At 36.3% G+C, this 14,683-nt stretch carries 6 protein-coding genes; 2 read left to right on the top strand and 4 right to left on the bottom strand.

Annotation, left to right across the window (positions count from 1 at the left end; translation table 11 throughout):
• Positions 1-76 precede the first annotated feature (76 nt).
• Positions 77-1,906, bottom strand: coding sequence for an SLC13 family permease (locus tag RI845_RS09030; protein WP_348389408.1), 1,830 nt, complete (start codon positions 1,904-1,906; stop codon positions 77-79).
• A gap of 191 nt (positions 1,907-2,097) precedes the next feature.
• Positions 2,098-4,239: a winged helix-turn-helix domain-containing protein gene (locus RI845_RS09035; RefSeq protein WP_348389409.1), complete on the bottom strand. Its 2,142-nt coding sequence runs from the start codon at positions 4,237-4,239 to the stop codon at positions 2,098-2,100.
• Between the two features lie 333 nt (positions 4,240-4,572).
• Here RI845_RS09035 and RI845_RS09040 point away from each other — a divergent pair, with 333 nt between their 5' ends.
• Together RI845_RS09040 and RI845_RS09045 are read left to right on the top strand one after the other, a co-directional pair.
• Complete coding sequence (locus RI845_RS09040; protein ID WP_348389410.1) at positions 4,573-7,632, top strand: TonB-dependent receptor plug domain-containing protein; 3,060 nt, start codon at positions 4,573-4,575, stop codon at positions 7,630-7,632.
• A gap of 118 nt (positions 7,633-7,750) precedes the next feature.
• The gene (locus RI845_RS09045; RefSeq protein WP_348389411.1) at positions 7,751-8,869 is read left to right on the top strand and encodes a metallophosphoesterase; all 1,119 of its coding nucleotides are present in this window, start codon (positions 7,751-7,753) and stop codon (positions 8,867-8,869) included.
• 69 nt (positions 8,870-8,938) lie between these two features.
• Here the strand turns inward: RI845_RS09045 and RI845_RS09050 are convergent, their stop codons facing one another.
• On the bottom strand, positions 8,939-13,426 hold the full coding sequence (locus RI845_RS09050; RefSeq protein ID WP_348389412.1) for an EAL domain-containing protein: 4,488 nt from the start codon (positions 13,424-13,426) through the stop codon (positions 8,939-8,941).
• Between the two features lie 171 nt (positions 13,427-13,597).
• Positions 13,598-14,599 carry an adenosine deaminase gene (locus tag RI845_RS09055; RefSeq protein ID WP_348389413.1) on the bottom strand — a complete coding sequence of 334 codons (1,002 nt, stop codon included), beginning with the start codon at positions 14,597-14,599 and terminating at the stop codon, positions 13,598-13,600.
• Positions 14,600-14,683 lie beyond the last annotated feature (84 nt).

Here is a 14,683-nt window from a genome sequence, read left to right on the forward strand (position 1 = left end):
TACAGTATAGGTGTTTTGACTGAAAAAAGAAACAACCTTCGCTTTAAATAAAAATAGCGCCTGTTCAAATATGGCTTTATAAATACAACCAACTAAGCACAAAAGATAGGGTAACCCACATTAATATAATCAGTGGAATACCTACGCGCATGAAGTCAGAAAATTTATAACCACCGGCATTCATTACTAACACATTGGTTTTATAAGCCATTGGTGTGGCAAAGCTTAAATTAGCACCGAATAATACCGCTAATACAAAGGGTTCTACTGGCACATTTAATTGGTTAGCAACAGAAATAGCAATTGGTGTACCAATTACCGCAGCTGCATTATTGGAAACAATATTAGTGAGTACAGCAAGTAATAGCATTAACGCTGATAATATCCCTGCTGGTGGTAAATCAAAGGCTAAGGCAACAAACATCTGCGCCATGTATTCTGCGCCACCTGTTTTCATCATTGCCGCACCTAAGGCAAGTGACGCCGCGACAATAAGGATCACTTGGCTACTTAATGCAGAAGAAGCATCATCCCAATTAATGCACTTAGTTGCTAATAATGCTAATACGCCACAAAGAGAGCTTACTGCAATAGGTAATATGCCAATTGCAGCCACTAAAATAACCCCTACAAGGATCCCTAGGGCAAGTGGCGCTTTTTTAGAATGGGGCAGGTCAGCCGCGCCATCGATTATAAGTAACCCACGTGCTGCTTTTAATACTTCTACTTGCTCATCATCACCTTGCACTAACAACACATCGCCAGTTTGTATTGGTACTTTATTGATGCTTCTGCGACCTAGATCTAACGCTTTACCACCACGATGCAGCGCTAATACAGAAACACCAAAGCGTTCTTTAAAGTTCGCTTGTTTTAATGTTTGCCCATTAAGACCAGAAGATTGAATAACAACAATTTCAGCCAGAGTTTGTTTTTCTTCAACTAAAGGATGCTCAGTATCTACTTTATGTTTCTCTGTATACAAAGTTGCACTCAAAACCGTTTCATATTCTTTTAAACGATCGGGGTAGTCTTTTATTTTTAAACGATCACCCGCTTTAATTATGGTATCGGGTAGGGGAATAACATTTCGGAAATCGGGTTTACGTTGAATAAATTCAATCGACATTTGGTTGTCAGTAAGCTTTCTTATTTGTGCAACCGTTTTGCCTACACATAAGCCGTCTTCACTTATATTTAAATAACCACCAAATATTCTTGGTGATGTATCTGGCAGTGATGGCGTGCGTTTAGGAATTATTCTAGGAGCGATTAACCACAAGTAAATAATGGCAATGGATGCAGCAAATAAAGCAGGGTATGCAAAGTCAAACATACCAAAGCGACGAAAGCCCATATCATTAGCAACACTAACAACTAACAGGTTAGTAGAGGTGCCTATTGTTGTTGTCATGCCTCCTACCAGCGTTGCAAGTCCCATAGGCAGCAGCATAGGGGAAGAGTCAGTTTTGGTTCTGATCGCAACACTGATCAATATTGGTAAAAATAGCACCACAATTGGCGTGTTGTTAACGAAGGCGCTTAGTGTTCCTGCCACAAGTAATGTGACAAGTAATGAAAGAGTCGGGCTTATTTTCCACAGCTTAGCTAAGTTTCGACCAATAGGCTCTAATGCGCCAGTTCTTACCAACGCATGGCCAATGATCATTAACCCACATACGGTGACAAGCGCTTCATGACCAAACCCATAAAACAATGACGATGGCTCTAGGTGCACGCCATTAACTTCGAATGGAAACACAGTAAACACTAACGCTAATATTGCTATTACGGCTAGAGAAGAAGTTTGTAGCGGTATATCATCACGACGAAAAAAATATAATGCGACTATAGTAATTAGCAACATAGCTAAGGCATGATTATTAGGAAGATCAGGTATAGTCATTTAGTTCTCATTGTTATTGATAAAGTTAACTTAACTGGAATAACTCCAATTAACTATAATCGATTTTAAATAACGTACAGATTTTGATGCTATATGATCTTAACTGTTATGCCAATATTTTATTTTAGGTTGTTAATTTTTAAGAAATTTATTTGTTATTTAGCCGCTGTAAAAATAACAGATAAATTCGTTTAACGTAGTTTAGGATGTTGTAATTTTTTGATATCGGCTTGAGGAAAGCTAGAGCCGGTGAATAATAAAAGCTGTAGATCATCAATAATTGTTAGGTTTGTAGAACTTGCTACGGCATTTTTAGGCTGAGTAAGAAATGTGCTGATGTGATTATTGCTAAAATCATAAAACTTTAATTTCGACGTGCTAGTCGTATGGTGATTAAAATAAATACCTCGCTCGGTAATTTCCCAACTATATACGGTATTGAAAATATCCTTGTCTAACAATTGCTTTACACTTAACTTGTCAGAATTTAAGTCTGTTTGCCATAAGCCGCCCGATACTCGAGAGTAATATAACTGGTTTTCTTTATTGATAACTCCTGTTCTTGCTCCGTCAAACGTTACTCTTTTACTTGTTTCAGATTTCAAGTCAAATTGATGTAAATCGGTATACTCTTCGGCATAAACTGCAGAAATTATGTAATTATCATCAAATGACCAAGTAGGGCGATTGTGTCGCTTAAACTCAGTCGATAACTGACGCAATTTTTTTGAATTGAAATCTAATATATAGATTTGGTCGCCTTTCCCTGAGCGATTTGCGGATAAAAACGCAATTTTAGAGCCATCATTTGACCATTTAGGGTATTTTACCGTATCTTCGATAAAAGTTAGCTGTTGACGGTGTGAGCCATCAGAATTAGCAGACCAGAGCTCATAAAAGCCTGATTCATTAGAAACATAAGTAATTTTATCTTGGCTTACTGAATAATCGGCAGATAAATGGTTAAATTTAGATTGTAATACGGGAAAAGGGCTGGCCGTTATATCGGACTTTACTGATAAACTGGATACCTGATAATGCTCTAATCTGTGTTGAAAAAATAACTCTGCAGATTGACTCGAATATTTAGGATAGCTAAAACCTTCAACATTTAAATTAGTGATAATTCCTGATTCTGGTTCAACCATATAACCTTGGCGAATATCAGCTCGCTGAGTAGCAAACACTATGTGCTTGCCGTTTGGATGCCAGGTTAAACCAACAATGTCTTCTTCAGAAAAAGTAAGTTGCTTTTCTTCCTTAGTGACTAAATTTATTAAGTATATGTTTTCTTCAAACGTACTGTACCTTCGGGAAACAGCAATATATCTGCCATCAGGCGAAAAAGACATATCCCGATCGCGGTAGTTACAGTTCAAGTTACAAGAAAACCTGTGTGTGTTTAACTCTGGAGACGTTAAATCTAAGAAATATATTCCTGAATGACTGTCACTGGCATTTTTACCATGATAGGCGAGTGTTTTACCATCAGCTGAAATATCAATGTAATAGTAACCACCTCTATTATGGCATTGACCAATAATGGTTTCTTCATTGGTTTTTACTTGCATTTGTATAAGATCACAGCGCTTATTAATTTTATCTTTTTTGGCAAAATATAGATATTCTCCGTTTAAACTCCACACTGAAAATCCTTGTTCGGCACTATCATAAGTAAGCTGGGTTGCTTTTAACTGCGGCTGAGTTCTATCCCGCATATACAAATTTGAAATACCCTGTGGATCATGCCATTGATAAACAATATAACGGCCATCAGGAGACGGAGACGTAAAGAGTTCATTGCCAGGCTCTGTGGTTATTTGTTCAAACATAGGAGCATTAATTGAGGTATCAATGGTTAGTTGTTGCCAAATTATATAAACCATTAAAAAAGAAGCTAAACCGTACAATGATGCTCTAAGCCAGTAGGCATTATTCTTATTTTTAATTGTTGGATTGGAAATCTCAGCTTGACAGCTGGCATTATTGCTTAGCTCATTTGTGCTGTTTAGTAACTGCGGCGCAACTAATAATCGATAACCACTTTTTCGGATGGTTTCAATAACTTCTTGCTGATCTTCTAGTGTTAGTTTTTGTCGTAAATTCCAAATTGCGTTGGTTAACGCTTTTTCACCGACAAAACTATTTTCACCCCAAACGGCTGCAATAATTTCTTCTCTTGGTACAACTCTTGGATACTGGTTGGCTAAATACCCTAATACCTCGATCAGTTTAGGTTGTAATTGAATTTTTTTTCCACAAGAAAAATAAAGACAAAAATCACTTGGCTGTACTTTGATAGAAGATAGGGAATAAGTATGTTTTTGAAACATCGCCAACTTTCTTGTTATTTGAATAATTGTTACAGGGCGGTAACACACGCCTTTAAATTCTAATTTTCTTTTTTTAATAACTCAACTTTTTTTTCCACCTTTTTTAATGAAGTCTGATCTTGGATTTATTTTTATAAACACTGTAAGTGATTGTTTATTAAAGAATAGATGTTAAATAGATATAGAAACGACACTCAATAGGTTGAGTGAACCTTGGTCATTCCTTAAAAACTTAATCGCAACATCATATTTACATTGTTGTGGCTGCCTCTTAAGTACGGAGGCTTAAAATAAAAAATAAATAGAAATTAAAACATACATAAGGGAGCAGTGATGAAAAAGAATTTAATCACACTGGCAATTCAGTCGGCAATTATTGGTGGTACAACCTTACTAGCACCACAAGCAATTGCTGAAGAAGAACAAAGCATTAATCGTGTCGTTCAAGAGAGTAAAACAACTGAGAATAAAGATGCTTTAACTCAAGACGATGACGTTGAAAAAATTACCGTTACCGGTTCTCGTTTACGCCGTGACAGTTTCAGCGTAGCAACACCACTTGTAACAGTAAGCAAAGAAGCGATATTAGATACAGGTTTAGGCTCACTTTCAGAAGTATTAGTTGATGAAGTGCCGGCTATTTCTGAAAGTTCTAGTAATATGAATACCCAGTCATCTGTAAGTGCCACGGGCCTTTCAACGGTTAACTTACGTAATTTAGGTACAGATAGAACACTAACGCTTATTGATGGTCGTCGTGTTGTATCTAATAGCTACAGTGGTAACTACGTTAGTTTAAGTACCATACCTACTGGTATGGTTGAAAAAGTTGAAGTGATAACCGGTGGCGCTTCTGCAGCATACGGTTCTGATGCTATTGCTGGTGTAGTGAACATTATTACACAGCAAAACAAAGAAGGTTTTGAATTTCAAGTACGTGGCGGTGAAACACCAGAAGGTGGTGGTAGAGAGTTCACAATAGATGCTGATTACGGTACTGAGTTTGCTGATGGCCGTGGTTATATGTTTGTCAGTTCAACCTGGGATCGCCAATTTGGTATTGATGTATCTGACAGAGACCGTTCAGCGGTTGAATCAAGTTACGATTATAACACTAGCGAACTTTGTAACGAAATGAACACTGTTGACGGTGATCAATGTATGCGTGATATCACTAAAGCTGATTGGCGTGAACGTAGTGATGGTACTAAAGGTGGCGTATTTGAAGAAAGGAGTTCATTTGCTGACGGTGGTTTCTTTTATACCGCGGACGGCCTACAAACCGGCTGGACTGAAGAACGAGACGGTATTAACCCTTATCAATGGGATAAAATTAAAACACCAAATGATCGCTTAGCTACAGCTGTGAAAGTTGATTATGAATTAACTGATGACATTACAGGTTCATTTCAGGTTCAGTACTCTAACAATGAATCAGTAAATGTTAAGTCTCCAGAAGATGAATATGAAGGTGCTTATGTACCAATTATTGACCCTGAAACCGGCGAACTAGGAAGAGTACGCCCAGGTTATATATCTACAGATAATCCATTTGCTCCAGCTATTATTGCTGATAACGCTGGTAGCAGTATTAGTTGGGATCGCCGTTTTTACGAAGTAGGTAATGTAACTACTGACAATGAACGTGAAACGGTAAGAACTTGGGCTGGCCTGCAAGGCACTATGTTTGATGGCGACTGGGATTGGGATTTATCTGTAGGTTACGGTAAATTTGAGCAAAATCAAAGACGTTTAAATGAATTAAATACTGTAAGAGTGTCACAAGCCCTAGATTCAGAATATGCTGATGATGGCGTTACTATCCAGTGTGCGGATGAAGATGCAAGAGCAGCTGGTTGTGTGCCTTTAAATATTTTTGGTGAAGGCTCAATTACGCCTGATATGGCTGACTGGATCCGAGCGACTCCTACAATTGATACTGAAATTGAACAAACAAACATTTTAGGTTTTATCGCCGGTGATTTATTCGACATGCCTGCTGGGCCTGTTGCCGCTGTGTTTGGTGCCGAGTACCGTAAAGATAAACAAACAGTAAGTACAGACGAAGGTCACCAATATGGTGGTATTACTTTCAACTTGGTCCCTAGTTTTACTGGTGATGTAGATGTATATGAAGCGTTTGCTGAATTTGCATTCCCATTATTGAAAAATAAAACTTTTGCTAAGTCGCTTGATGCAGAAACATCTGTTCGTGTCGCTGATTACTCGCATGAAGGTATTGATCTAATGTCGAGTTACAAACTTGGTTTAACTTGGCAACCTGTTGAAGGTTATATGATCCGTGGTAACTTTGCCCGTGCACAACGTGCGCCTAATATCACTGAGTTATTATCACCACCACGCGGTGACTATGATACTTATACAGATATTTGTGATGGTACATCAGCAACTTCAACAGAAGCTGGTCACGATAACTGTCGTTTAGAACCTGGCATTGCTGCTCAGATTGCCGCTGATCCTGATTTTATCTTTGAAGATGACAATAATGGTTATGGTCCTGGTGCAGGTAATGAAAACCTGAAAGAAGAAACGGCTGATACCTATACGCTTGGTATAACCATGAGCCCAAGTTTTATCGATAACTTTAATATCGCCATCGATTATTACAACATTACAGTGGAAGACGCTATTTCGGAAATTGGTAATGAGGAATTACTGGCAGAATGTTACGACTCTTCAATTGGTTTTGGTGATTCAAACCCATTTTGTGCTGACATAACTCGTGATGATGAAGGTCAGATAATTGAGATGTTACAACGTCAAATAAACGTTGGTGAACTTAAAACCAGTGGTTACGATATTGCAATTCAATACTCACTTGATTTAAATGATTACGGACGATTGGCGTTCAAAGGTGATATGACCCACGTAATTGAGCACAGTGAATCATTTGAAGGTAATGATGGTTTAGTTGAGTTAGATAACAATGGTCAACTAGATACCGGCATTTTCGAAGACAGAGCGTCAGCGTCATTAACTTGGTATAAAGATGGATGGCGTGTACGTTGGAGCACTAAGTACAAAGGTCCTGTAGTAGATGCTCATGATCGTGTTGACGATTATAAAGAGTTATTCGCTGAAAATGATGCAAATTGTGCTGCGGGTAATGAAGACTGTATCGAAAACCCTGAAACGCCAAAGTATTTGTATTACGGTTCTTTCATCAAGCATAACGTGAGTGTTTCTTATGCCTTTGATTTCAACAAAACTGAAATCCGATTATTTGGTGGTGCAAACAACGTGTTTGATAATAAAGGACCGTTTATTCCACGTACCGGTGACAACTATGAACGAGGTATAGGTAACTACGACAGCAAATACGAAGGTGGCGTTGGTCGTTTCGTATACTTGGGAACCGAAGTTAAATTTTAATTTCACTCATAGGCTTAACCTCCTAGAAGGTTAAAAGGAATTAACCATTTAAAGAACGTGTTACTTTAGCTCTATATGGATATAGAGCTTTTTTCTTTTTTATTTACTCGAGATTTTAATGAAATTATTCTCCTCTTATTTACTGTTGTTTGTGCTTGTTACAACATTTCAAATTAGCAATGATGCACAAGCTAACACTCAAACTGTCAATGTTATTAGTGATGGTCCTTACATATTTCTAAACGATAAACACAAAATAGATAAAATTATTAATGTTTGTCATAACAGCAAAGTGATTCAAAATGTTAGTGACAAAGATAACATTGTTATAACTGAAGATTGTTCTGGCAACAAAGCGTTAAGTTTTAGTCGTTTTTATCACAGTGCTAAAACTGCTGTTGAATATAAAACTGCGCACTCAATTGCTGCTATCAGTGATTTTCATGGCCAATATGAATTAATGGCCACAATTTTAACGAATAACGGTGTAATAGATGAAAATGGAAACTGGGACTTTGATAAAGGTCACTTAGTGATAACCGGTGATGTATTTGACCGTGGCGATAAAGTAACAGAAATATTATGGTTTCTTTTTAATTTAGAGAAACAGGCTATAAAGCAAGGGGGAAGGGTGCATTTGTTACTCGGAAACCATGAAACCATGGTCCTTAATGATGACTTACGTTATTTGCATCCCAAATATTTTAAAGTAGAGAAAATATTAAAACAATCGTACAGCAGTTTATATGGTGACAATACGATATTAGGGCAGTGGTTACGTTCAAAAAATGTTCTAGTAAAAATAAACAACATATTGTTTGCTCATGGGGGCTTTCATCCCAATTTGGTTAAAAAAGAACTACCCCTGAAAAAGCTTAATCAGGTATTCAGTAATAATATTACCAAACCATTGTTGCCAATTAGACGATCTGAATTAGGCGATTATTTACATAAAACTAATGGACCAATTTGGTACAGGGGCTATTTTAGAGAGCCTTTAGCAACCAGTGATGAAATCGACAATTTATTAAGGTTTTATAAAATAAACCATATTGTTGTTGGGCATACTTCTCAAACTAATATAAAAAGCCGATATGATGGTCGTGTTATCGCTATTGATAGCAGTATTAAAAATGGTAAGTATGGAGAAATTCTTTTAATTGAAAAAAGTAAATTGGTAAGAGGGACAATGGAAGGCAATAAACTACCAATTGAAGAATTATCAATGAAAGAATAAGGCTGTTATTTATTTGAGCGACTCCAAATATGGAGAAGCTCAAACATGGTTAATTAGAATATGAAGATATTAATATTCGTAAGTTAATTCATGAGCTTTAGAAGACATTTTTAGCAGTGAGGCAAAGGCATCATTGCTGATAGGTTTGCTAAATAAAAAGCCTTGCATTTGAGTACAGCCTTTATTTAATAACGCTTGTTCTTGCTCGAATGTCTCTACACCTTCTGCAATACAATGAAGACCGAATTTTTCAGCTAAAAATAAGGTTGTTTCAACGATAATTTCATCGGTATCATTTTTATCCATGCCATTGATAAATGCACGGTCTATCTTAATGATTTTTATAGGCAAGTTTCGCAAATAGTTTAATGATGAAAAACCAGTGCCAAAGTCATCCAAAGCAATATCAATTCCTAATTCATTAATACGCGTCATTGCGGCTATTGCCTTTTCTGGCTCATTAATTAGAGCTGTTTCAGTAACCTCTAACTTGATAGCTGAACAGGGCAAATTATGGTTGGCTAAAATGCGTAACAATTGCGGAATAAAAGTCTCATCAGTGAAATGATTTGCTGAAATATTAATAGTTAAATACAAGTCATTATTCACTTTTCTCCAATGAGCTAGATCTTTAGCTCCTCGTTCCATAGCAGCCACTGTCATTGGCTTTATTAGGCCAAGCTTTTCTGCATCGGGGATAAATTCGTCAGGAACGATAATGTTTCCTTTATCGTTACACCATCTAAGTAACAATTCACAACCACAAATTTCACGGTTGTTACCATGAACTATAGGTTGGTATAGGTTGAAGAATTCATTGTTTGCAATCGCATTTTTAATATCAGCCTCTAAAACAAACTGCTTTGTGGTCAATAAGTTCATATCTTCGTTGTAAATTTTAAATTTAAACTTATCGTCTTTTTTGGCGAAATACATTGCAGCATCTGCATTTGCTAATAACTCTTTTGCATCACATTGTAAGGTCGGATACATAGCAACACCGATGCTGGCGCCTACTCTTAATTTGTAAGTGTTGATATTGATAGGCATTTCGATTGCGTCAATAACATCAGTAATGACCTGTTCGATTGTCGCAACATCAGGAGCCTTCTTAACCAACAGCACAAACTCATCGCCACCGATCCTTGCCAATGTATCTTCATTGCTGATAACCGATTGAATTCGTTGACTGACAGTAATTAACAGTTGATCACCTACATCGTGACCAAATGAATCATTCACTAATTTAAATTTATCAAGGTCGATGAATAAAATCGCGAAGCTCAAATCGTTGTTCTCTGCTTCTTCAATAGTTGCGGTGATCTTTTCTAAGTAAAACTTTCGGTTTACCAACCCCGTTAAGTTGTCATAGTTTGCTAGTTTTTCTAATTGTCTGGCGTTACGTTTTTGTTCCGTAATATCTGAAGCAATGCAGACAAAATAAAGATCCTTACTGTATTTATTCGTATGTGTGGATATTTTAAATGACACATCTATTGGTCTGCCATCTTTTAGAAACAGTCTTTCTTCAACTTGATAATTAGAACCTGGTTCTAGTTCCGCAAATAACGTTCTGTAATAGTCAGATTTTCTAGCATCTAAACCAAATGTTTCAGGCGTAAAATCAAATGCTTCATCAGCTAAATCATAGGCTTTGCGTAATGATTCATTTGCCACCGCGGTCTGATTTTTAGCATTAATAATGACCACCCAATCGTTGGTGTTTTCTATTGCTTCAATGTAAATCTCATTTAACTCTTCACCGTAGCGAGAACTGGTGATATTGCTGTAGGTTCCTACCACCTTAGTGGCCAAGCCAACCTTGTTAAACTCTACCGCTTTACCTGTATCCCTATACCATTCATATTGACCTGATTGGTTTTTAAGTCGATAAATGAAACTAAAATCTTCATGTTGGTTAATATGCAGGTAACTTTGCCAATGCTTTTTATATTTGTGTTGGTCTTGTTCATGTATTAAAGATAAATGTTCGTCAAAGCTTATGGCTTTATCTAAATGATGAAGAGCAAGTTCGTCATGGTACCTGCTACCAATCATTCGATTATTATTAAGTTGCCATTCCCATACGCCGCTTTTGGTGTTTTTTAAGGCTATTTGTAAACGATTCTCGCGTTGCTTTACTTGTTGATGCGCCGCGAGTAACTGTTGGTGTAACCCCAGTCTGTGACGGTAATAGGTTATTGAAATAAAAATTATTATCAACGCATATATGCTGAGGCTAATTGGCGATAACCAAGGAGAGTATGAAACCTTAATAGGTAAATTAAATGTTGCTAACGTCTTGTGTTGAAAGGCATTAACTAAACGCACAATTATATGGTTGTTTCCACTTGGCAGGCTTGAGAAAGAAATGCTATTACCTTCCATAGAGATGAAATCTTTATCGCTATCAGCAAATTTGTATTCAAAGGAAAAAGACTGACTTGCATGTGCTTGAGAGTGAGAAAAACTTAATTTTATACCAATATCATCGTGGTTAAATGTTAAATCATCGTGGTTGTTTAGTAATACAAACGGCTTGGGAGTCGACATAATTTCAACATTAGATAGGTTGATTTTTAAGTTTCGTCTTTGTGTTGCTAATTTAAACTTCGAAGGATTAACAATAGAAACACCATTTGCTGAACCATAAGCAAAGTTTCCATTTTTTAATCTAGTGTGAGCGTTAGAATTAAATTCATCACTAACAAGGCCATCATTCTTGTTGTAACTGTGTAACATTTGATCGGCAATATTTAGTTTATGTATGCCTTGGTGACTGGCAAACCAAGCATCGTTATTACTATCAAACATAATGCCATAACTATGTTTTACCGAGTTACTCTCTTCAAAACTATTATATGTAATCGCCATATTATCCAGCGAAATAGCGATTAACCCTGCACTATAGTAACTTAGCCATAAGGTATTATCTTTAATGTGAAAGCTGTCTATTAGTGCTTGTTTATTATCCTGTGTTAGTGGATTTACAAAAAGTTTTGTTACGCGTTTGGTTGAGGTATTAAATGTCCATAAAGTATCATTGCTACCTAACATTAACGTATCAGTTTTTGGTAAAAAACCAATTAAACGGTTGATACTTTCTAAGGGAAGTTGCGCATTTATTTCGGGGTATTCATTAATTTCACCGTTTATAGTGTTGGCACTATAAAGAATGTTTTCTTTAATGAACCAAAATGTGTCTTGATAAAAAGTGTTTTTGTATATATTGCGCCTCATTAACTCACCAAGTTTTTGCTGTTTAGCATTTAACGGTTGCTGAGTTCTAGTACCAGAATCGAATATAGTCAAACCATCGGTAGTGTGAAGCCATAATTGCCCTTGAGTATCAAAGTCCATATCGTAAATATAACTTTGATTAATTGTTTCTTGTTTATTGTTATTTACTAGATAGGGAGAAACTTCTAATGTATCCATATTGATAACATTGAGTCCATTTTCGGTACCTGTCCATAATAAGTTATCTTTATTAGGGTCTTGTTCTAACGCCCATATATTATTGCTTGAAAGGCTATTTAGTCTGCTTTTATCAGCGATGATACTGGTAAAGTTTTGCTGTCTTAAAGGCCACTTGAATAATCCAGAATATTTTGAACCTAGCCAAATATTATCATCACCAATAATCAGGGAACTAATCCTGTTATTTTTGATTTGTGGATAAACATCACTAAAGGCTGTTAATTTTTTAAGTTGTTGCTTGTTAACACTGTATTGGTATAAGCCGTTATGGCTGCTGACATAGAGCTGATTGTCTTGGGTTAACAAATGCCAAACATTAAGGTCGGCTATCTCTAACTGATAATCTAATTTATCCGTGGTCTGTTCCAAATAGTTATCGATTGCAGCAAGTGGTAACGAAAGCACACCATTATCAGTACCAATATAAAGGAGTTGGTTTAATATTTCGGTGGTAAATAATTCATTTACAGAATGAGCTTTGCTTACTTCGGGGAGCGGTAGTTTGTTGATCTTTTGAACATTCGTTTGGTAAACAAAAAGACCTATTTTAGTCGCTATATATACTGTTCCTTGATGTATATTAATATCAAAGATACGGTGTTCTAGATCAAATAAATGACTTATGTTTACTTGTTCAATTAAACGCTGTTCTTTTAACGAAAACTTAAACAGCGAATGCGAACTTGCAAACCACATATTGCCATTGTGGTCTTGCTGAATATCAATGATTGTATCGTTAGAATTAGTCGGATTTGAAGGTTCGTAGATGAGTTGGTAGCTTTGTTCGTGAGGAGTGTATTTATATAATCCTCCTTCAAACAAACTAATCCACATCTCATCATTGTTTTGTTGGTACAACTTGGCAATACGATAATCAGAAAATTTAGCTTTCGGTCCTGGCAGTTGATGAAAAGTATAACCATCATATATGTTTAAGCCATCGTCTGTACCTATCCAAATATTTCCCTGATTACCTTTTACTAAAGATGTAATGTTTTGTTGGCTAAGACCGTCTACAACACTAAATCGCTGTAAGTGAGAAAAACTGGATGTGAAGCCAGGTTTAATAAAAAGCATCAGCAAAAGGCAAGTTAAACTTGCGATGTATTTTATCAACACATTTTTCATTCTTAACAACCAAATACTTTATCTTTTTTATTTTTTACCATTTACAAATGCAGTTTGCACCTGAAAAACTGCACTTGTTACGTTTGGGTTACGCTTTGGTTACATTCGCTTGTATCATATTTATTGATGTAGATAAGCCTTAGTTATTTCGGTCAATCGTTTCTTTTCTCGTTCAGATATAAAACTTGCTTGAATCGCATTAAATGTAAGTTGTATGAGTTCTTTTTTGCTCATTGGGTGAGCATTTGCAACTGCAATAAAGTTTGCATTCATATACCCTCCGAAATATGCCGGATCATCAGAATTAAGAGTGACGCATAGGCCTCTTCGTAGCAGTTCGACTACATTATGTTGTTCCATTTTATCAAACACTTTCAATTTGGTATTAGATAATGGACAAACGGTTAAAGGCGTTTTATTCGCAATAAGTTGATTCATAAGTGCCTCATCATCAATACAACGCACGCCATGATCAATACGGGTTATCCCTAAAAGTTCTAGTGAATCATGAATATTTTGTGCAGGACCTTCTTCGCCAGCATGTGCAACAGTTAATAATCCTGCCTGTAAAGCAGCTTGAAATACATTAGTAAATTTACTGGGCGGGTGACCAAGCTCGGAAGAGTCTAACCCTACAGCAATAATCTTATCTTTATGATTCATCGCCTGGCCTAGTGTTTCAAACGCTGACTCTTCACTTAAATGTCGTAAAAAACACATGATCAATCGGCTTGAGATGTTTAATTCTGCAGCGGCTTGCTCAAGTGCACGATAAATGCCATTTACTACGGTATCGAAACTGATATTTCGAGCGGTATGGGTTTGAGGATCAAAGAAAATTTCAGTATGAATAACGTTATCTTCTTTACAACGTAATAAATAAGCCCAGGTTAAATCAAAAAAGTCCTGCTCTGTGATTAATACATTGGCCCCTTGATAATAAATGTCGAGAAACGATTGTAGATTGTTAAATTGATAAGCTTCATGTACTTCTTGTGGGGAGTTATAAGGAATTTCTACCTTATTACGTTTGGCTAATTCAAACATAAGTTCAGGTTCTAATGTACCTTCGATATGAAGGTGAAGTTCAACTTTAGGTAATCCGTATATAAAATTTTTCATATTTGCTCATAATAGGTGAAATATTACATCTAATTTTTTGAGAACATACATTGTTAAGTTAATTCAATTTAGCCTATTATTTAG

Source organism: Thalassotalea nanhaiensis, assembly GCF_031583575.1.
Classification (GTDB): Bacteria; Pseudomonadota; Gammaproteobacteria; order Enterobacterales; family Alteromonadaceae; genus Thalassotalea_A; species Thalassotalea_A nanhaiensis.